The sequence below is a fragment of the Falsiroseomonas sp. genome (assembly GCF_051859025.1).
Lineage (GTDB): Bacteria > Pseudomonadota > Alphaproteobacteria > Acetobacterales > Acetobacteraceae > Falsiroseomonas.
In genome coordinates this window covers 801,917-820,362 of record NZ_JBHYGL010000001.1, presented here as the reverse complement: position 1 = coordinate 820,362, position 18,446 = coordinate 801,917, and the positions used below count along the sequence as shown (strand labels likewise).

Here is an 18,446-nt window from a genome sequence, read left to right as displayed (position 1 = left end):
GGTGCCTCTGCCCAGGGTGCCCCTGCCGCCACGGACCCCGAGAACACGCTGTTCATGGAGCTGAAGGATGGCCGCGTGACCATCCAGCTGCAGCCCGAACTGGCGCCCCGCCATGTCGAGCGCATCAAGACGCTGGCCCGCCGCAACTTCTACGACAACACGCCCTTCCACCGCGTGATCGAAGGCTTCATGGCCCAGGGCGGCGACCCCACCGGCACCGGCACCGGCGGCAGCCCGCTGCCGGACCTGGCGGCCGAATTCAGCCCGCCCAGCCGCGCCCGCTTCCTGCGGGGCACCTGCGGCATGGCGCGCAGCCAGGCGCCGAACAGCGCGAACAGCCAGTTCTTCATCATGTTCGCGCCCGGCTCCTTCCTCGATGGCCAGTACACCATCTGGGGCCGCGTCGTGGCGGGCATGGATGCCGTGGACAAGATCAAGCGCGGCGTCGGCCAGTCCGGCCAGGTGCCCAACCCACCCGACCGCATCCGCACCATGCGCGTCGCCGCCGACGTCCGCTGACGTCGCGCGCCCCTTAAGCTTCCATCGGAGAGACGCAGCATGAGCGCCACCGCCCCCGAGAATACGCTGATCCTTGAGACCAAGGACGGCAACATCGTGATCGAGCTGCTGCCCGATCTGGCGCCCCAGCATGTCGAGCGCATCAAGGCGCTGGCGGCGGAGGGCTTCTACGACAACACGCCCTTCCACCGCGTGATCGATGGCTTCATGGCCCAGGGTGGCGACCCGACGGGCACCGGCACCGGCGGCAGCAGCCACCCGGACCTGCCGGCCGAATTCAGCCCGCCCGGCAAGGCCAAGTTCCTGCGCGGCACCTGCGGCATGGCGCGCACGAACAACCCGAACAGCGCGAACAGCCAGTTCTTCATCATGTTCGCGCCGGCGCCGAGCCTCGATGGCCAGTACACCATCTGGGGCAAGGTGATCGAAGGCATGGACGTGGTGGACAAGATCAAGCGCGGCCAGGGCCCGAACGGCATGGCGCGCGACCCGGATCGCATCAAGTCCGCCCGCATCGGCGCCGCCGCTGCCGCGGCGCCCGCAGAAGCGCCGGTTGCTGGAGGGGTTGACAGCACCCCGGCCGCCGACGCCTAACACGCCGCTCGCGCGGCCCCGCCAGGGCTCACCCTGGGGGCCGCGCGAAGTGCGAGCCCGTAGCTCAGTTGGTAGAGCACGTGACTTTTAATCATGGGGTCGTGGGTTCGAGTCCCACCGGGCTCACCATGCAATTCCGTTGCCCCAGTCGCCGGCCAGCGCCGCCGTCGATGCAGCATCTCCCAGTCGGGGCTTCAACGTCGGGGCTTCAACGTCGGGGCTTCAGCGGGGCTGGCGCGCGCTGCGCCCGGCAATGCGCCGTGCCGCCGCAACGACGATTCCCACCCTGTCGCGCCTCGCGGCGCCGGAACGCCCTTCGCAAATCACAGATGAGCGGCGCCGCCGTCCCGCTGCGGGATCAGGGCGGCGGCGCGCCGGCCGGCGGATCAGGCCAGGGCAGTCCTTGCTGCGTGGCGTGCCACACGGCGCCAAGCCAACCATCCCACGTGCCCGGTTCCAGGTTCTGCCGGCCGCCGGCGGGGTAGGGCGTCATTTCGCCAGCCCACACCGTGTCACCCGCCACCAGGAAATCCGCCCGCAGGAAATCCACGCCGCGGGACAGGGGGCCGGCCAGGTCGAGCATTCGCGCCCAGGCCGCATCGCCGGGGGGATCGGGTGGCGCATCCGGCGGCCCTACCCGGCGGCTCACCGGCAGGACGCGGCGCGTCATGTCGAGGAAACCCACGAGCTTGCGTCCACCGGCCTCGAACACCCGGCTGTGCAGCAGGGCTGGCCGGCCATCGAAGCAGAACAGGCTGTATTCCCAGGGCGCGGCATAGCCCGGTGCCGGCGGCAGCAGCGGCTCAGCGATCAGGCGGGGGACCACGTCGCGGTAGCCGATCTCGTGGGAGACACGGTAGTAGCTGCGCCGCAGCCAGCCCGCCGCCTCCGCCAGGATGGCCGCCCGATCGGCCGCCGCCTTGTCCGGTACGGCGCGATACCAGGAACTGCCATGGGTCGGCTTCAGCATGAAGGCGGCCGGCAGACCGTCCCAGTCCCGCGCCAGCGCCTCCGCCGTGTCCCAGACGCCGAGCAGGGGGAGGCTGGCTTCCTCGCCGATACGCTGGGCCTTGTAGGCCCGCTGGCCGAGCTTGCAGGACAGCTGGGCATGCAGCGGCTCCGGCGCCAGCAGCAGCCGCCGGTAGATCCAGTCGTTGAAGCCGCGGGGCCGCCAGGGATTGGGCCAGGTGCCGATCTCGCGCCGACGGCGCCGAGTCAGCCACATCCAATCCTGGAGCCGCTCGATCGGGCGGGCCAGGGGCCAGGAAGCGCGATAGGGCGATGCGGGCACGGCGTGACCTTCCGGATGTCGGGCCAAGCCGACGGCGGTGCCGCTGTGTCAGGCTTGCCGCGACGCTGGGCCGGACGAGGGTTCGTGCCGGCCCAAGTCTATGGGGCGCGGTGGATGCTCCGCGCCTCCGGCATTGTCAAGATAATTTCCTGTCTGGTCGTGGCGAGGGCCATGATCCCGGGCCGGTCCCGGAAATGGCCGTCCCCCGGCCCGTCGCGCCCGCTTGCGGGCGATGGCGTCGCCACCGCCCGCTATCCCGCCTACTGCTGTTCGATCCGCGCGTCGCGGATCACGCGGCTCCACTTGGCCAGGTCGCTCGCAATCTCCTGCGTGAAGGCCGCGACGGAAACCGGGGGCGCGGCCTCCACGAAGGTCTGGGCCAGCTTCGCCACCACGGCGGGGTCGCGCATCACCTCGCCCAGCGCATCGGTCCACCAGGCCGCGACCTCGGGCGGCAGGCCGGCGGGGCCGAACATGCCGGTCCAGGACAGGGCCTCCAGGTCCAGCAGTTCGGGCACGCCGCTCTCCGCCAGGCTCGGTACGCTCGGCACCAGCGGCGAACGCTGGCGCGCGATGACGGCCAGGGGCTTCACCTGGCCGTTGAGCGCCATCGGCACGGCGGAATTGAAGCCATCGATCATCAGCGCCACGCGCCCCGCGGCCACATCCACCAGCGCGGCGGCGCTGCCGCGATAGGGGATGGACTCGATCTCGGTACCCAGCGAAAGGCCCAGCAGCGCCATCGCCAGCTGGCTCATCGTGCCGACGCCGGGATTGGCGGCGCTGTAGGTGCCGCGTGGCGCGGCGCGCAGCACGCGGGCGGCTTCCGCCATGGTGTTGGCCGGGAAGTTCGGCGCGGCCACCAGCACGAAGCCGGTGCGGCCGAACAGCGCGACGGGCGACAATTCCCGCACCGGGTCATAGGGCGGGTTCTTCATCAGCGGCGGGTTCACCACGATGGGCGACTGCGTCGTCACCAGCAGCGTCAGCCCATCCGGCCGGGCGGAGGTCACGGCCTGCACGCCCAGCGCGCCGGAAGCGCCCGGCCGGTTCTCCACCACCACCGTCACGCCGCGGCGGCGCTGCACTTCCTCGGCTGCCAGGCGCGCGAGGATGTCGGATGTATTGCCCGGCGGGAAGGGCACCACGACCCGCACGGGGCGGGCCGGATAGCCCTGCGCCATGGCGCCCGGGGCCGCCAGCGTGGTCAAGGCGGCGCCTGCAAGCGCGGCACGGCGCGTCAGTCTGAAGGAAGATGTCATGGTCTGTTTTCCCCAGCGTTTTCGTTGATCAGCCCTGCGCCATCGCATCCAGGCGGCGGCGGAACATCGGACCCCAGCCACCGGCGCGCAGCGTGTCCTGCAGATGCGCGCCCAGCGGGGGGAAGGTGGCTTCGGTGCCCCGCGTCAGGTTGCGCACGCGGGCGGCGGCGAAATCGACCTCGATCTCCTCGCCATTCTCGAACATGGCGCGCACGCCGGGGCAGCGCGGCAGCACAGGCAGCCCGGCGGCCAGCGCGTTGCGGAAGGACCCCACGGGCACGCTTTCCGCCACCAGGCCGACACCGCAGCCCTTCAGCCCGATCATGCCCTGGATATGCGGGTTGCCCTGCGCGAAGCGGCGGCCACCCACGACGATGTCGCCGGGCCTGGCGCGGTTCGGGAAATCCGGGTCCAGGCCGGCGAAGACGTGTTCGCGCAGAACCTCCGGCCGCGTTTCCCGCTTCAGCGCCCATTCCAGCGCCATCAGGTCGCCATCGATCGCGACATTGTCCGGATAGACCCAGGCCCGGCCCCTCATGGTCAGGTCGTTCATGCCGCCATCCCCCAGGCAACGTCACGCAGCAAGGGCCGCGGATCGGCGATGTGGCCCGCGACCGCTGAAGCCGCGACGGTAGCGGGGCCGGCGATGTGCAGCACCGCCTCATGCGCGCCGAGGCGCCCCGGTTCGTTGCGCGTGCCCGTGCCGATGGAAACCTCACCGGCCGCGACGCCGCCGATGCGCCCGCCGGCGCAGACGCCGCAGCCCGGCGCGGTGACCATGGCGCCCGCGCGCATGAAGACCTCGATCAACCCCTCGGCGGCGGCATCGGCGGCCACCTGCTGCGTCGCCGGCGTGACGATCAGCCGCACGCCAGGCGCCACCTGCCGCCCGCGCAGCACGGCGGCGGCAACGCGCAGATCATCGAGCATCCCCGACGCGCAGGACCCGATGAAGGCGTGGCCGATGGCCTTGCCCGCCACCTCCGTCACATCCACCACATTGTCCGGCGTCGGCGGCAGCGCCACCTGCGGCGCGATGGCGGAGAGATCCAGCGTGATGCGCGCGCGATAGACCGCATCGGCATCCGGCAGCGCGCGATGCACCGGCCGCTGCGCGCGGGCCTGTACATAGGCCATGCAGAGCGCATCCGGCTCCACGAGGGAGGAGACGGCGCCGAGTTCGACCGGCGTGTTGCACAGCGTGTGCCGCGCATCGATGTTCAGGGATGCCAGGCCGGGGCCGCCATATTCGACCACCGCATCCTCGAACAGCGCGGCGTCGTGGCTGCCGATCAGCTTCTGCGCGGCGTCGCGCGCGAAGACGCCGAAGGGCAGGGCGCCGATGATGTCCACGCGCAGCGTCTCCGGCACCGGCAGCCAGACGGAACCGCAGGCCAGCACTTCGGGAATCTCCGTCAGCACCGCGACGCCAAGGGCGCCGATCGCGCCGTAATTGGTCACATGCGGATCGTAGGCGAAGATGAACATGCCAGGCGTGACCAGCCCTTCCTCCACCGGGAAGACATGGCCGAGCCCGCCGCGCCCGGCATCGCGATGCGCGACCCCGAAGCGCTGCGCGATGCCGCGCACGGCGTGCTGCCGCGCGAATGCCTGCGGCGAGACGGCGAGCGGTTCGTGATCCGTCACCAGCAGCACGCGGGATGCGTCATGCAGCCTCTGCACGCCGAAATCATCCAGCGTGCGGAAGGCATTCACCGTGTACCAGTCATGCACGGTGATGAGTTCCGCCTCCGGCATCACCACCTCGCCCGCGGAAACCCGCCTGCCGCAGATGCGCGATAGGATCTTCTCGGTGATCGTTTGTCCGCCGCTCATGCGGCTGCCCTCCTCAATTCGCCACGCCAGCCCAGCATGGCGGAGATGTCGGCCGCCGCGGCGCGCAGTGCTTCCGCCAGCAGTCGTTCCTTGTCGCGCGTGAAGCGCACCTTCGGCACGCCGACGGACAGCCCCGCGCAGGGGCGGCCCGTGGCGTCCAGCACCGCGTGGCCCATGGCGACGATGCCCTCGATCATCTCCTCGCGGCTGTAGGCGATGCCGTCCCGCGCCACGGTCGCCAGTTCGGCGCGCAGCGCATCCGGGTCCGTCACGGTACGGGGCGTCAGCATCGGCAGGGGCCCGGCGGCGAGGATCGTGTCCACCTCCTCCGCCGGCATCAGGCCGAGGATGGCCTTGCCGCCGGCCGAGGCATTCACCGGCCCGCGTTCGCCGAGCTGAAGGGAATAGAGGATCGGCTGGTTGCAATTCTCCTTGCACACCACGACGACCTCCGCCCCCTGGCGCACCACCAGCGCGGCGGATTCACCCGTGCGCGTCATCAGCGCCGCCACCACGGGCTGCGCCAGGCGCGTCACATCCGTCCGGCGCAGCAGCACGCCCGCCAGGCCCAGCACGGCGGGGCCGAGGCGAATGCGCTCCGCCGTCCCGCTGCCCTCCCGCGACACGTAGTGGCGCTGTTCCAGCGTGCCGATCAGGTCGGTGAGGCTGCTTTTCGGGATGCGCAGCGCGCGGGCGATGTCGCCATGGGACATCGCCTCCGGCCTCGCGGCCAGCAGTTCCAGCACATCGAGTGCCCTGGTGGCGGACTTGACCAGAACAGGCCTCCCCATCACGCTTGATCTCGAACAGTGTTCGAAATACCGAACAGTGCGCGCTTGATCAAGCCGCCGATGACGGAACGGGAGACAGGGCGATGGGCTTCGCGGCCGCTGACGGGTTGCGCGCCATGATGGCGGCCGGGCAGGGGGGCATGCCCGTGCTGGCCCCCGGTGTCTGGGACGGGCTTTCGGCGCGGCTCGCCATCCATGCCGGCGCCACCGCGCTGCATGCCAGCGGCGGCGCCATCGCCCGTGCCGCCGGGCAGCCGGACCTCGGCATCCTCGGCCTGGCGGAGATGGAGGCCCGGATCGGGGAGATCGTCGAAGGCGCCGGCACCGCGCCCGTCATCGCCGATGCGGATACCGGCTATGGGGGCCTGCTGAACCTGGCCCATGCGGTGCGGCGCTATGCGCGCCTCGGCGTCGCGGCCCTGCATATCGAGGACCAGCCCTTCCCGAAGCGCTGCGGCCTGTTCGATGGCGTCACCGTGGTGCCGCAGGGGGACATGCTGGCCCGGCTGCGCGCCGCCCGCGATGTGGTGGCGGGGATGGGCGGCGGCCCCCTCATCATCGCCCGCACCGATGCCGTAAAGCCGGAGGGGCTGGACGCGGCCCTCGCCCGGATGCGCGCCTACATCGCCGAGGGTGCCGACATCGCCTTCGTGGAGGGGCTGGAGGATGCCGCCCAGATGCGCGCGGCGGCGGATGCGCTGCCCGGCGTGCCCCAATTGCTGAACGCCAGCATGAGCGCCCACGGCCTGCCGCTGCCGCCCGCGGCGCTGCGGGCGCTGGGCTTCGCGATCATCATCTATCCCGGGGATGCGCAGCGCGCGGCCATCGCCGCGATGGACGGGGCCTTCCGCGCGGTGCTGCGCGATGGGGATGGGCGGGCGGTGGCGGACCGGATGGCGCCCGCGTCACTGCGGGACGGGGTGGTCGGCACGCGCGCCCTGGCCGATGCCGAGGCAGGCTGGATCGCCGGCGGGGCCTGAGGCCGGCTGGATCGCCGGCGGGGGCTGAAGCCTCGCGCTCGCGCCCTGACCCAGGCGGGGCAGGGCGCGGGATGGGTGGTCAGCCCTGTTCGGGCTCGCCTTCCGGATTCTTGGCCTTCTGCTCGGCCTCCTTGGCGGCCTGCTTCTTGGCCAGTTTTTCCTGCGCCTTGGCTTCCTTGGCCTTCTCGCGCTGGGACCTCTCGAAATCGTAGTTCGGCTTACGCATGGGCGGCCCTCCGCTGAATGTCAGACTCTCTATGGGGTGTCGGCGGCGAAATGTCGCCTCAAATTCGGGCATGGCAGCCACACCCGGGGCAGTGACGTCGGTGCCCCCGGCATGTCAGGCCGTCGGGACTTCCAGCCGGAAGCGCGCACCCGGCCCGCCCGGCACCAACTCGATCGTCCCGCCCGCGGCCGCCAGGTGGCTCCGCGCGATGGAAAGGCCGAGCCCCGTGCCCCCGCTGTCCCGCGCCGTGGTGAAGAAGCGCCCGAAGATGCGCCCCGCATTGCCCGGGGAGACGCCCCGCCCGTCATCCGCCACCTCGATCACCACCCGTGCCCCTGCCCGGTGCCAGGCGATGCGCCCCGTGGCCCCCGGCCCGGCATGGCGGGCGATGTTGTCCACCAGATTGCCGATCACGGTCGCCAGGCGCTCCGCCCCGATCGCCACCCGCAGCGCCTGACGTTCCAGCGTTGGGCCTTCCAGCATCACCGGCACCGCCATGGGGAGGGCGTGGATCACGGCCGCGATGTCGCAGGCTTCCTCCCCCCTTGGCTGGGGGGCCTCCGCCCGGGCCAGTTCCAGCAGCCGCCGCACGAGGCGGTCCAGCCGCGCGACATCCGCGCCCGCCTGGCCGAGGAAGGTGGCGCGCTCCGCCTCCGTCATGGTGGCGGCATGGTCCGCCAGCAATTCCAGCGCGCCGCGGATGGCGGCAAGCGGCGTCTTGAACTCGTGGCTCATCTCGGCGGCGAAGGCGCCGATATAGTCCGCGCGGTATTCCAGCGTGGCGGCCATGGATTGGATGGCGGCCCACATCTCATCGGCCTCCCGCACCGCGCTGCGGCGGGTGCGCGGCAGGGTCGTCGCCCGCGCGCCGGCGGCCACGGCGCGGGCCTGCGCGGCCACGGCCTCGATCGGCCGGCTGACGGTATAGGCGATGACCAGCGCCAGCCCGCCCGCCACCAGCAGCAGCGCCGCCGCCAGGCCCGCCACCTCCCACCTTTTGCCATACAGTGCCTGGTCGATGCTGGCGGGCGTGCGGGACAGCACGACCACGCCTATCACCGCGCCGCCGTCCAGCACGGGATGCGCCAGGAACACCCGGAACGGCGCCGCCCGGCTGATGGAGGCCGATCCCACCCCCGGCTGCGGCGGCCGGTCCCGCAGCACCGCCGCCGGCCGCCCCGCCAGCGCCGCCGCCACCTCCGTCCGCCCCGCGAGCGAAAGCCCCATCTCCCCGCCCGAGGAGGCGACGACGATCCCCGCCCCATCCGTGACGCGCATGCCCGCCAGCGTGATGCGCTGCGCCGCCGCCAGCACCGGCATCAGCGTGGCACCGGCGGCGATCGCGCGCGGGTCGGCGGGCCGGTCCGGCGCCAGCGCATCGGGCGCCGGCGGCAGCACGGCATCCTTCGCGAGGTCCAGCACCGCCGCGCGGGGCGCCCAGCCCGGCCCAGGCGAGGGCGGCGCGCCGCCATGCCAGGCGGCCTCATAGGCCGCGCCGATCACGGCCGCCTGCGCGACAAGTTCCGTCTCCGTCTGCCGGACCAGCGCGCTTTCATACAGCCGCAGCAACCACAGCCCGCCCAGCGGCAGCACCAGCAGCAGCAGGTTGGCCGCCAGCAGCACGGTCCGCAGCCGGGGTTTCCGCAGCCTCATCCGCCGCTGAACCGGTAGCCGAGGCCGTGCACCGTCCCGATCGGCTCCGCCCCCAGCGCCGCGAATTTCGCGCGGATGTGGCGGATGTGGCTGTCGATGGTGCGGTCGCTGACGACGCGCCGGTCGGGATAGGCCACATCCATCAGCGCATCCCGGGTGAAGACCCGGCCGGGATGCGCCGCCAGGCAGCGCAGCAGGGCGAATTCCGTCACCGTCAGCACCAGTTCCGTGCCGCCCCAGAAGGCCTGGTGGCTGTCCGGCAGCAGCCGCAGCGAACCCCGTTCCAGCGCCGCCGAGACCTCCGCCACTGCTGGTCCCGCCCGCCGCCGCAGCACCGCCCGCACCCGCGCCACCACCTCCCTCGGGCTGAAGGGCTTCGTCACGTAGTCGTCGCCGCCCAGCTCCAGGCCGAGGATGCGGTCCACCTCCTCATCCCGCGAGGACAGGAAGATCACCGGCAGGTCGGAGGTCCGGCGCAGGCGGCGGCAGACTTCCGTGCCGTCGATCTCCGGCATGGTCACGTCCAGCACCAGGATGTCCGGCGCCTGGTCCGCCACAGCCGCCAGCGCTGCGGCGCCATCGGCCGCTTCCGCCACGGCGAAGCCGTCCCGTTCCAGCGCGAAGCGCAGGATGTGGCGGATATGCGGGTCGTCATCGACGACCAGGACCTTCGGCATGAGGCTCCTTGCTGGCCGGCGCGGCCCTGCACCGCATCTGCACCAAATCTCCGCGCCCGCTGCAAGCGCCCTCCGTCACCGCTGCACGCGCGCCCCCGATGCTCCGCGCCATCCCTGGAACGGAGGACACCCGCATGGAACCCGACCTCATTCAACCCGACCGCAAGGCACCCAACCCCAAGCCCGGGCTGCTGGAAGGCCCCGCCGCGAAGCTCGCCGCCATCGGCATGGTGCTGGTGCTGATGCTCATCCCCCACCTCATGATCGGCGGCGTGATCGAGGAACGGGAGGAGCGCCACCAATCCGTGCAGCGGGAGATCGGCGCCGGCTGGGGCGGCCCGCAGACGATCATGGCGCCCGTACTGGTGGTGCCTTGGTCGGCGGCGGAGGGCAGGCGCGGGCGCCTCTTCATCCACGCGGAGCAGCTGGACGCGCAGGTGGAGCTCGCGCCCCAGATCCGCCGCCGCGGCCTCTACGAGGTGCCGGTCTACACCGCGACGGCGCGGCTGGAGGGCCGGTTCAACACGGCGGCGGCGATCGTGCTGCAGGAACCCTCCGCCATCCTGCATTGGCAGGACGCGTCGGTGATCGCGGGCAGCCAGGCGATGCGCCTGGCGGGGGAGGTGCCTTCGCTCCGCCTCGGCGATGTCACCCTGCCGGGGGAGGAAGGCCTGCCGCGCTGGGATGACTGCATGCCCTCTCGCGGCCTGGTCTGGCGCTCTCGCCTGGCGGCTGTGCCGGACAGTCCGCTCTCCTTCGCCGTCACGCTGTCCTTGCGCGGTTCCCAGCGCTTCGGCCTGCGACCCGGCCCGCAGCGCGCGGAACTCCGCATCGCCGCCCCCTGGCCGACGCCGAGCTTCATCGGTGAAGACTTGCCCGAACAGGCCAGTGTCGAGGAATCGGGCTTCAGCGCCGCCTGGTCCCTTGCGGGGGAAAGGGTGGCTGTCCGCTCCACGATCTGCGACGTCAGCGCCCCCGTTGCGGGTGTGGAGTTGCTGGAGGCCGTGCCGACCTACCGCATGGTCAGCCGCGCCTCGAAATACGCCATGCTGTTCCTGGCGCTGTCCTTCGTGACCTACACGCTGTTCGAGCTGCTGGCGGGGCTTCGCATCCACATCGTGCAATACGCCATGCTCGGCTGTTCGGTGGTGATGTTTCCGCTGTTGCTGCTGGCGATCGGGGAGCCGCTGGGCTTCGCCGCCGCCTATGCCGCCGCGACGCTGCTGGTGATGGCGCAGGCATCGCTCTTCACCGCCGCCGTCACCGGCCGGCGCGGGCTGGCCGCGGCCTTCGCCGGCGTGCTCGCGGCGCTGTTCGGCTTCCTCTACGTCGTGCTCAGCCTGGAAGCCTATTCGCTGCTGGTCGGCACGCTGGCGCTGTTCGCGGTGCTGTCGGTGGTGATGGCGCTGACGCGGCGCGTCCGCTGGGGCTGAGACCTCAATCCGGCGGTCCAGGGTCCCCTTGGACCCTGGCGAGGGGGTGAAGGGGGAGCAGCGCTCCCCCTTCAGACCACCCCCCCTTCAGACAACCCCGGCCCGCAGCAGGTCATGCAGGTGGATCACGCCCTTCGGCACGCCGTCCACCACCACGAACATGCTGGTGATGCGCCGGTCGTTCATCTGCGCCACCAGATCGGGCGCCATCGAATCCGGCGCGGCCACGATGGGGTTGCGCGTCATCGCCTCCACCGCCGGGCGGTCCACGAAGCCTTTGCGGAAGGCGCGGCGGATGTCGCCATCGGTGATGACGCCGAGCAACCGGCCTTCGCCATCCACCACGCCGCCCGTGCCGAAGGGCTTCGACGTCATGGTGACGATCGCCTCACCCAGCGTGGCGTCTTCCGCCACCAGCGGCATGTCCGCATGCATCAGATCCGATGCCCGCAGCAATTGCGCGCCCAGCTTGCCGCCGGGGTGGAACACGCGGAAATCCGCCGCCGAGAATCCCCGCGCTTCCAGCAGCCCCATCGCGAAGGCGTCGCCGATGGCCAGCTGCATGGTGGTGGAGGTGGTGGGCGCCAGGCCGTTCGGGCAGGCTTCCGGCATCCGCGGCAGGATCAGCGGGTAATCCGCCGCCTTGCCGAGCGCACTGTCGGCGACCGAGGTGATTGCCACCAGCTTCACCCCGAAGCGATGCGCATAGCCGATGATGCTGGCGAGTTCCGGCGCGGCGCCGGACCAGGACAGCGCCAGGATCACATCCTCCGGCCGGATCATACCGAGGTCGCCATGGCTGGCTTCCGCGGGATGGACGAAGTGGGACGCCGTGCCGGTGGAAGCCAGCGTCGCCGCGATCTTCCGGCCCACATGGCCGGACTTGCCCATGCCCGTCACCACGCAGCGTCCCGACTTGCCGAGCATCATGCGCGTGGCCGCGATCAGCGTATCGCCCAGCACGCCATCCAGCGCATCGCGCAGCGCGACCAGCCCATCGGCTTCCAGCTGCACGGTGCGGCGCAGGCTGTCCCGCAGATGCGTGTCGCTCATGGAGCCGCACCTTGCGCATGGAGTTGCCGCGCCCGGTGCAGGTCGGCCGGCGTATCGACGCCCAGCGGCACGTCATCGACGGCGACGGCATCGATGCGCATCCCGGCTTCCAGCGCCCGCAGCTGTTCCAGCTTCTCCCGGCTTTCGAGGGGGGAGGGCGGCAGCGCCACGAAGCGTGCCAGCGCGCTGCGCCGCCAGGCATAGAGCCCGATATGGTGCCACAGCGGCCCATCGCCCCAGGGCGCGGTGGCGCGAGTGAAATAGAGGCAGCGGAAGCGGCCCGGCGACATCTCGCTGCCCACCATCTTCACCACCTGGCTCGCCGTCCGCTCCTCCTCCCGCTCGATCCGCGCGACAAGGGTGCCGAGCGCGATGTCGGGATGGTCGATGGCGGCGAAGACGGCGCGGATCGCCTGGGGCGAGATCAGCGGCAGATCGCCCTGGACATTGACCACGACATCGAAGCGCCCTTCCGGGTCGATGGCCGTGATCGCCTCATGGATGCGGTCGGAGCCGGAGGGATGGTCATCCCGCGTCATCTGTGCGCGGCCGCCCGCGGCGCGGATCACGCCGGCGATCTCCTCGCTGTCGGTGGCGACGACGACATCGCCGATGGCGGCCGCCATGGCGCGGCGCCAGACATGGACGATCATCGGCTCACCCCCGATGTCCGCCAGCGGCTTGCCCGGCAGGCGGCTGGCCGCCATGCGGGCCGGGATCATGACGATGGGTGTCATGGGCGGCCGCATCAGGCGGCGAAGCCCTTCACCAGGCTGTCGATCGCCATCAGCCGGCCGATCAGCGCCTCGAACTGGTCGAGCGGCACCATGTTCGGCCCGTCGCTGGGTGCGTTGTCCGGGTCCTCATGCGTCTCGATGAAAACGGCGGCGACGCCGACGGCGACGGCGGCACGGGCCAGCGTCTCCACGAATTCGCGCTGGCCGCCGGATGACGTGCCCTGGCCGCCGGGCTGCTGCACGGAATGGGTGGCGTCGAACACCACCGGCAGGCCGGTGTCCCGCGCCATGATCGGCAGCGACCGCATGTCACTGACCAGCGTGTTGTAGCCGAAGCTGGCGCCGCGTTCGGTCAGCAGCACGTTCGGGTTGCCCGCGCCCGTCACCTTGGCCGCGGCATTCTTCATGTCCCACGGCGCCAGGAACTGGCCCTTCTTGATGTTCACCACGCGCCCGGTCGCGGCGGCGGCCAGCAGCAGGTCCGTCTGGCGGCAGAGGAAGGCCGGAATCTGGATGACATCCACCGCCTCGGCCACCGACGCGCATTGCGCGGCCTCATGCACATCGGTCAGCGTCGGCAGGCCCAGGCTTTCGCGAATTTCGGCAAACACCTCCAGCGCGGTCGCCATGCCGATGCCGCGCGCGGCCTTGGCGGAGGTGCGGTTCGCCTTGTCGTAGCTGGTCTTGTAGACCAGCCCGATGCCGAGCCGCCCGCAGATCTCCTTCAGGCGCGCCGCGGTTTCCAGCGCATGGGCGCGGCTTTCCATCTGGCAGGGGCCGGCGATCAGGGCCAAGGGCAGGTGGTTGCCGAGCGTGACGGGGCCGATCGCGACGGAGGCTGACACCGGGGCGTGATCCTTGTCCGGGGGAGGGGGAAGGGCGGCTGCGGGGCTTACAGCACGGGGCCGTTGGCGCCAAGCAAACTGGCCTGATCGGCCACCCGGGGCTCAGCCCGCCGGCAGGATCAGATGGATGATGGTGCCCCGGCCGAGCACGCTTTCCGCCGCCAGCGCGCCCCCGCTGCCCCGCACGAAGGCCGCCACCATGGCCAGGCCGAGGCCCGTGCCCTGGCCCTCCGGCTTGGTGGTGAAGAAGGGCTCGCCGAGCCGTGCCAGCGCCGCCGGGGGCATGCCCTCGCCCTCGTCGCGCAGCGACAGCCGGATATAGACGCCCGCCGGCAGGTCCGGCGCATCGGCGGGGCGGGGCGGCACGGCGAATTGCGCGGCGGTGATGGTGATGGTGCCACCGCGCGGCATCGCATCCCGCGCATTGGCAGCCAGGTTGATCACCGCCGTCTCCAGCTCCGCCCGGTCCAGCGACGGGGCGGCGAGGAGGGGCCCCGTCACCTCGCACCGCACGCGGATGCCGGCGCCGAGCGTCGAATCCAGCAGCTGCGCCAGTTCCCGCAGCGCGGAGGCCAGTTCCACCGGCCCCTCCGCCTGGCTGCCCAACCCGTTGCGCCGCGTGGTGTCCAGCATCCGGCGGGACAGCGCGGTGGCGCGTTCGGCATGGCGGCCGAGATGCCCGGCCACCTGCCGCACCCGCGCCGGATTGTCCGCGTATTTGGCCAGCAGCACGGCGGCGGCCATGACGGATTGGGTGATGTTGCCGAAATCATGCGCCAGGCCGCCGGCCAGCAGCCCCATCGTCGCCTGCCGCTCCGCGGTGCGGGAACGGGCCTCCGCCGCTGCGCGCAGCCTGGCCGCGCGTTCCGCCCACCAGGTCGCCGTGCCCAGCACCAGCATCGCCGCCAGCGCACCCAGCACCGGGAACAGCATCTGCCGCTGCCAATCCAGCCGGAGCGCGGATAGCGACAGCCCATAGGCGACGCCGACATCGTGGCCCGGGATGCGCCGCAGGGCCAGCAGGCGCGGCTGCCCGTCGATCGGGCTCGGCCCGTGCAGCAGCAGGCCGGGGCCGCGGCGCAGCTGGCGCAGCAGGGGGGCGGCCTCGGCGGGCAGGGCGGCGGTCTCGGGGTCAGCCGGCGCCGGCACCGCGGCCAGCACGGCGCCATCCAGGCGGAACAGCGTCACCGTATCGCCGGGCGCTTCCAGGATGGAGCGGTAGAAGGCCTGGAAGTAGTGCGGCCACAGCGTCGCCACCACCACCCCGCCATCCGCCAGCCCGTCATCGCGCCGGCGCGGCCGCGCCATGGGGAAGATCAGCACGCCCACCGTCCGGCTGGTGACGACCTTGCCGATGGTCGGTGCCTCCCGCATCCCGCTGCCGGGCGGGTGGGCGGCCACGTAATCCCGCCCCGCCACATCGATCGGCGGCGTGGGGAAGCCGGTGGTGCTGGATGCCGCGAAGCGCCCGGACGGGTCCACCAGCGTGACCCCGCCGGCGGAAGGCGTCACCGCATCCAGCGTCTGCAGGAAGTCATGCAGGGGCCGGCTGGCGCGGATCTCCTCCCAGCTCATGCCCACCACGCGGGATTCGACGGCCGCGATGGCGATCTCCTGCGCCTCGAAGGCGCGCAGCGCCTGTTCGCGCAGCATCTCCGCGGTGCGGGAGACGCGTTCCTCCGCCGCCTCCACCGTGGCCTGCCAGGCCTGCGCCGCCATGGTGCCCAGCCCCGCCAGCGGCAGCAGCACGCTGATCGCCCAGAGCAGGCGCAGCGCCCGCGCCCCGGCCGGCCTGGCGCGCGACGGCAGCTTCGTCCCTGGTGTCATCCGCCGATTGTGCCCGGCCCGGCCCCCCGCCGCCAAGCCCGCTGGCCCGTTACCCCGCCTGTCCAGCTTCCCTTCTGGCCGGTTTCCCGCCTGTCCAGTTCCGGGGCCGCCTGCTAGACGCCGCGCGTGCCCACGCCCCAGCCCATCCGCCTCGCGGTCATCGTCCCGGTCTTCAACGAGGCAGCGAATGTCGCCCCGATGGTGGATCGCCTGGACGCCGCGCTGGCTGGCATCCCCTGGGAAGCGATCTTCGTCGACGATGACAGCCCCGATGGCACCGCCGCCGTGGTGCGGGGCATCGCCGCGCGGGACCCGCGCATCCGCTGCCTCCGCCGCATCGGCCGCCGCGGCCTGGCCTCGGCCTGCATGGAAGGCTTCCTCTCCACCACCGCCCCCTTCGTCGCCGTCATCGATGGCGACCTCCAGCATGATGAGGCGATCCTGCCCGCCATGCTGGCGGCGGTGGAGGCGGGCGCCGACATCGCCATCGGCAGCCGCCATGTCGCGGGCGGCGCGGCGGAATCCGGCTTCTCCGCCGCCCGCGGCGCGCTCTCCGACACGGGCGCCAGGATGGCCCGGATGCTGCTGCCCACCCCGGTCGCGGACCCGATGAGCGGCTTTTTCCTGCTGCCGCGCGCGCTGGTGGAGGAAGTGGCCCCCCGAATCGCCGGCCGCGGCTTCAAGATCCTGCTGGACATCCTGCTCTCCGCCCGCCGCAGGCTGGCGGTGGCGGAAATCCCCTACAGCTTCCGCAGCCGCCAGGCCGGGGAGAGCAAGCTGGACGCGACCGTCCTGCTGGAATTCGGCGCCCTGCTGCTGGACAAGGCGACAGGCGGCATCGTGCCGCTGCGCTTCCTGGCCTTCGCGGCGGTGGGCGGCATCGGCGTGCTGGTCCACATGGCGGCGCTGTTCCTGCTGGTGCAGGCGGCGGGGCTCGGCTTCGGGCCGGCGCAATGGGGCGCCACGCTGGTGGCGATGACGGCCAATTTCATCCTGAACAACCGCATCACCTACCGCGACGCGCGGCTGCGTGGGCCGGCGCTGTGGCGCGGGCTGCTCGTGTTCTATGTGGTCTGCGGCATCGGCGCCGCCGCCAATGTCGGCATCGCGGGGCTGCTGGTCCGGGATGGCGTGCTGGCCTGGGGCCTGGCCGGCGCCGCCGGCGCGTTGCTGACCGTCGTGTGGAACTACGCCGTGTCCTCGACCCTTGTGTGGCGCGCCCGATGATCTGGGCGCTCGCCGCCCTCACGGCGCTGCGCCTGCTGGTGGCCGGCGCCACGCCGCTGGCGCCTGACGAGGCCTATTACTGGGTCTGGTCCCGGGTGTTGCAGCCCGGCTACCTCGACCACCCGCCCATGGTCGCCTTCTTCATCCGCGCCGGCACGCTGCTGGGCGGGGAGGGCGCCTTCGGCATCCGCCTGATGGGCCCCCTGTCCATCGCGCTCGCCACCGTGCTGCTGGCCCGCGCGGCGGATGCGCTGTTCCCGGACCGCCGGCCGGGCCTCTGGGCCGCGCTGCTGTTCAACGCCACGCTGCTGGTCGGCGTCGGCGGCATCCTGATGACGCCCGATCTGCCGCTGCTGGTCTTCTGGGTCGCGGCGCTCTGGGCGCTGGCGCAGGTGCATGCCACACAGGATGGCCGCTGGTGGCTGGCCTTCGGGCTGTTCTCCGGCCTGGCGCTGGTGTCGAAATACACGGCCGGGTTGCTCGGCATCGGCGCGATCGCCTGGCTGCTCGCCTGCCGGGGCGCCTGGCATTGGTGGCGGGACTGGCGGCTCTGGGCCGGGGGCGTGCTGGCCGCCGCCGTCTTCGCCCCGGTGGTCGTGTGGAACGCCGCCCATGGCTGGGCGAGCTTCGTGAAGCAGGGCGGCCGCGCGGGGGCGGATACGGGCGGCTTCACGCTGCGCTTCCTCGGTGAGCTCATCGCCGGCCAGGCGGGGCTGGCCACGCCGCTGGTCTTCATCCTGTGCATCACCGGCACCGCGCTGGCCCTGGTCGCCTGGGTCCGGCGAGGCGATGCGGCGGCGGCGCTGCTGGCGGCGCTGGTCGTGCCCGGCGCCGCGCTGTTCACCTGGCAGGCCACCGGCAGCCGCGTGCAGGGCAATTGGCCCGCCATCCTCTACCCCGCCGCCTGCATCCTGGCCGCCGCCTTCATCACGCCTGGCCTGGCGCGCCTCCGCCGCCCCGCCGTGGCCCTCGGCGCCGCCTTGGCCCTTGCCGCCTACATCCAGGCCGCCCTCGCGCCGATCGCCCTGCCGAGGCGCCTCGACCCCACCCTCGCGCGCCTCGGCGGCTGGGACGATTTCGCCGCGCTGGTGGAGCGGGAGCGCGCCCGCACCGGCGCCGGCTTCGTCGCGGCGGAGGAATACGGCCTGGCCGCGCAACTCGCGCTGCGCCTTCCCCCCGGCGTGCCGGTGGTGGCCCTCAATCCCCGCTGGGACCTGTTCGACCTGCCGCGCCCCCAATCCCTCGGCCCCGCCGTAACCGGCCTGCTGGTCCAGAGCGAAAGACGGGACAGCGTGCCGGACTGGCCCGAGGCCGAACCGGTCCAGCGCGCGGAAGGGTCGCTGGTGCGGGCGCGCGGCGGGGTGGAGGCGGAACGCTACCGGGCCTTCCGCGTCACCACCCGCGCCGACCTGCCCGCCGCCGCGATCATGCCTCGTCCGTGATCCCTCCTTGACGGGGCGGCGCACGGGCCGATCCTAAGTCTGACCCACGGCCC

General features: G+C 72.2%; 18 protein-coding genes and 1 tRNA gene. 7 read left to right on the top strand and 12 right to left on the bottom strand.

The annotated features are described in order from the left end of the window. Window positions 1–54: 54 nt before the first annotated feature. The 3 genes from ACTIE5_RS03995 to ACTIE5_RS03985 all read left to right on the top strand — a co-directional run bounded on the left by ACTIE5_RS03995 (window position 55) and on the right by ACTIE5_RS03985 (window position 1,242). The gene (locus ACTIE5_RS03995) at window positions 55–519 is read left to right on the top strand and encodes a peptidylprolyl isomerase (protein WP_439548651.1); all 465 of its coding nucleotides are present in this window, start codon (window positions 55–57) and stop codon (window positions 517–519) included. Window positions 520–558: 39 nt separating this feature from the next. Further along, the gene (locus tag ACTIE5_RS03990) at window positions 559–1,113 is read left to right on the top strand and encodes a peptidylprolyl isomerase (RefSeq protein WP_439548395.1); all 555 of its coding nucleotides are present in this window, start codon (window positions 559–561) and stop codon (window positions 1,111–1,113) included. 53 nt (window positions 1,114–1,166) lie between these two features. Further along, a tRNA-Lys gene (locus tag ACTIE5_RS03985) sits at window positions 1,167–1,242 on the top strand. 229 nt (window positions 1,243–1,471) lie between these two features. On the opposite strand, the gene ACTIE5_RS03980 is transcribed toward ACTIE5_RS03985, so the two are convergent. The 5 genes from ACTIE5_RS03980 to ACTIE5_RS03960 all read right to left on the bottom strand — a co-directional run bounded on the left by ACTIE5_RS03980 (window position 1,472) and on the right by ACTIE5_RS03960 (window position 6,293). Next, window positions 1,472–2,404: an ATP-grasp fold amidoligase family protein gene (locus ACTIE5_RS03980; RefSeq protein WP_439548394.1), complete on the bottom strand. Its 933-nt coding sequence runs from the start codon at window positions 2,402–2,404 to the stop codon at window positions 1,472–1,474. Window positions 2,405–2,664: 260 nt separating this feature from the next. Then, entirely contained in the window at window positions 2,665–3,666 is a 1,002-nt protein-coding gene (locus tag ACTIE5_RS03975; RefSeq protein WP_439548393.1) for a Bug family tripartite tricarboxylate transporter substrate binding protein, read from the bottom strand. Window positions 3,667–3,694: 28 nt separating this feature from the next. Further along, window positions 3,695–4,219 (bottom strand): 3-isopropylmalate dehydratase small subunit, encoded by a 525-nt coding sequence (locus ACTIE5_RS03970; RefSeq protein WP_439548392.1) that lies wholly within the window; start codon window positions 4,217–4,219, stop codon window positions 3,695–3,697. Then, entirely contained in the window at window positions 4,216–5,502 is a 1,287-nt protein-coding gene (locus ACTIE5_RS03965) for a 3-isopropylmalate dehydratase large subunit (RefSeq protein WP_439548391.1), read from the bottom strand. The genes ACTIE5_RS03970 and ACTIE5_RS03965 overlap by 4 nt, the downstream gene beginning before the upstream one ends. After that, complete coding sequence (locus tag ACTIE5_RS03960; RefSeq protein WP_439548390.1) at window positions 5,499–6,293, bottom strand: IclR family transcriptional regulator; 795 nt, start codon at window positions 6,291–6,293, stop codon at window positions 5,499–5,501. The genes ACTIE5_RS03965 and ACTIE5_RS03960 overlap by 4 nt, the downstream gene beginning before the upstream one ends. Window positions 6,294–6,376: 83 nt before the next feature. On the opposite strand from ACTIE5_RS03960, the gene ACTIE5_RS03955 reads away from it, so the two are divergent. After that, window positions 6,377–7,273 carry an isocitrate lyase/PEP mutase family protein gene (locus ACTIE5_RS03955; RefSeq protein ID WP_439548389.1) on the top strand — a complete coding sequence of 299 codons (897 nt, stop codon included), beginning with the start codon at window positions 6,377–6,379 and terminating at the stop codon, window positions 7,271–7,273. Between the two features lie 79 nt (window positions 7,274–7,352). Here ACTIE5_RS03955 and ACTIE5_RS03950 read toward each other — a convergent pair whose 3' ends face one another. The 3 genes from ACTIE5_RS03950 to ACTIE5_RS03940 form a co-directional block, all read right to left on the bottom strand. After that, window positions 7,353–7,499, bottom strand: a complete 147-nt coding sequence (locus tag ACTIE5_RS03950; RefSeq protein WP_439548388.1) for a hypothetical protein — start codon at window positions 7,497–7,499, stop codon at window positions 7,353–7,355. A gap of 114 nt (window positions 7,500–7,613) precedes the next feature. Next, window positions 7,614–9,152, bottom strand: a complete 1,539-nt coding sequence (locus tag ACTIE5_RS03945) for a sensor histidine kinase (protein ID WP_439548387.1) — start codon at window positions 9,150–9,152, stop codon at window positions 7,614–7,616. Continuing rightward, window positions 9,149–9,829 carry a response regulator gene (locus tag ACTIE5_RS03940; RefSeq protein WP_439548386.1) on the bottom strand — a complete coding sequence of 227 codons (681 nt, stop codon included), beginning with the start codon at window positions 9,827–9,829 and terminating at the stop codon, window positions 9,149–9,151. Before ACTIE5_RS03940 ends, ACTIE5_RS03945 begins: the two co-directional genes overlap by 4 nt. 134 nt (window positions 9,830–9,963) lie before the next feature. On the opposite strand from ACTIE5_RS03940, the gene creD reads away from it, so the two are divergent. After that, the gene (creD, locus tag ACTIE5_RS03935) at window positions 9,964–11,262 is read left to right on the top strand and encodes a cell envelope integrity protein CreD (protein WP_439548385.1); all 1,299 of its coding nucleotides are present in this window, start codon (window positions 9,964–9,966) and stop codon (window positions 11,260–11,262) included. 87 nt (window positions 11,263–11,349) lie between these two features. Here the strand turns inward: creD and ACTIE5_RS03930 are convergent, their stop codons facing one another. The 4 genes from ACTIE5_RS03930 to ACTIE5_RS03915 all read right to left on the bottom strand — a co-directional run bounded on the left by ACTIE5_RS03930 (window position 11,350) and on the right by ACTIE5_RS03915 (window position 15,724). Beyond that, a complete protein-coding gene (locus tag ACTIE5_RS03930) occupies window positions 11,350–12,315 on the bottom strand; it encodes a KpsF/GutQ family sugar-phosphate isomerase (protein WP_439548384.1) in 966 nt (321 codons plus the stop codon). Beyond that, window positions 12,312–13,052 carry a 3-deoxy-manno-octulosonate cytidylyltransferase gene (locus tag ACTIE5_RS03925; RefSeq protein WP_439548383.1) on the bottom strand — a complete coding sequence of 247 codons (741 nt, stop codon included), beginning with the start codon at window positions 13,050–13,052 and terminating at the stop codon, window positions 12,312–12,314. Before ACTIE5_RS03925 ends, ACTIE5_RS03930 begins: the two co-directional genes overlap by 4 nt. 11 nt (window positions 13,053–13,063) lie before the next feature. Continuing rightward, window positions 13,064–13,897: a 3-deoxy-8-phosphooctulonate synthase gene (gene kdsA, locus ACTIE5_RS03920; RefSeq protein WP_439548382.1), complete on the bottom strand. Its 834-nt coding sequence runs from the start codon at window positions 13,895–13,897 to the stop codon at window positions 13,064–13,066. Window positions 13,898–13,999: 102 nt separating this feature from the next. Continuing rightward, a complete protein-coding gene (locus tag ACTIE5_RS03915) occupies window positions 14,000–15,724 on the bottom strand; it encodes an ATP-binding protein (RefSeq protein ID WP_439548381.1) in 1,725 nt (574 codons plus the stop codon). A gap of 126 nt (window positions 15,725–15,850) precedes the next feature. Between ACTIE5_RS03915 and ACTIE5_RS03910 the strand changes: the two genes are divergently transcribed. Together ACTIE5_RS03910 and ACTIE5_RS03905 are read left to right on the top strand one after the other, a co-directional pair. Beyond that, complete coding sequence (locus ACTIE5_RS03910) at window positions 15,851–16,951, top strand: glycosyltransferase (protein WP_439548380.1); 1,101 nt, start codon at window positions 15,851–15,853, stop codon at window positions 16,949–16,951. Continuing rightward, a complete protein-coding gene (locus ACTIE5_RS03905; RefSeq protein WP_439548379.1) occupies window positions 16,948–18,393 on the top strand; it encodes a glycosyltransferase family 39 protein in 1,446 nt (481 codons plus the stop codon). Before ACTIE5_RS03910 ends, ACTIE5_RS03905 begins: the two co-directional genes overlap by 4 nt. Window positions 18,394–18,446 lie beyond the last annotated feature (53 nt).

Bases quoted from the DNA above. Each gene is read 5' to 3' on its own strand.
- ACTIE5_RS03975 (WP_439548393.1), bottom strand. From the start codon at position 3,666: ATGACATCTTCCTTCAGACTGACGCGCCGTGCCGCGCTTGCAGGCGCC.
- ACTIE5_RS03905 (WP_439548379.1), top strand. From the start codon at position 16,948: ATGATCTGGGCGCTCGCCGCCCTCACGGCGCTGCGCCTGCTGGTGGCC.
- ACTIE5_RS03960 (WP_439548390.1), bottom strand. From the start codon at position 6,293: ATGGGGAGGCCTGTTCTGGTCAAGTCCGCCACCAGGGCACTCGATGTG.
- ACTIE5_RS03965 (WP_439548391.1), bottom strand. From the start codon at position 5,502: ATGAGCGGCGGACAAACGATCACCGAGAAGATCCTATCGCGCATCTGC.
- ACTIE5_RS03955 (WP_439548389.1), top strand. From the start codon at position 6,377: ATGGGCTTCGCGGCCGCTGACGGGTTGCGCGCCATGATGGCGGCCGGG.
- ACTIE5_RS03990 (WP_439548395.1), top strand. From the start codon at position 559: ATGAGCGCCACCGCCCCCGAGAATACGCTGATCCTTGAGACCAAGGAC.
- ACTIE5_RS03930 (WP_439548384.1), bottom strand. From the start codon at position 12,315: ATGAGCGACACGCATCTGCGGGACAGCCTGCGCCGCACCGTGCAGCTG.
- ACTIE5_RS03915 (WP_439548381.1), bottom strand. From the start codon at position 15,724: ATGACACCAGGGACGAAGCTGCCGTCGCGCGCCAGGCCGGCCGGGGCG.
- ACTIE5_RS03940 (WP_439548386.1), bottom strand. From the start codon at position 9,829: ATGCCGAAGGTCCTGGTCGTCGATGACGACCCGCATATCCGCCACATC.
- ACTIE5_RS03950 (WP_439548388.1), bottom strand. From the start codon at position 7,499: ATGCGTAAGCCGAACTACGATTTCGAGAGGTCCCAGCGCGAGAAGGCC.
- ACTIE5_RS03945 (WP_439548387.1), bottom strand. From the start codon at position 9,152: ATGAGGCTGCGGAAACCCCGGCTGCGGACCGTGCTGCTGGCGGCCAAC.
- ACTIE5_RS03995 (WP_439548651.1), top strand. From the start codon at position 55: ATGGAGCTGAAGGATGGCCGCGTGACCATCCAGCTGCAGCCCGAACTG.
- ACTIE5_RS03925 (WP_439548383.1), bottom strand. From the start codon at position 13,052: ATGACACCCATCGTCATGATCCCGGCCCGCATGGCGGCCAGCCGCCTG.
- creD (WP_439548385.1), top strand. From the start codon at position 9,964: ATGGAACCCGACCTCATTCAACCCGACCGCAAGGCACCCAACCCCAAG.
- ACTIE5_RS03970 (WP_439548392.1), bottom strand. From the start codon at position 4,219: ATGAACGACCTGACCATGAGGGGCCGGGCCTGGGTCTATCCGGACAAT.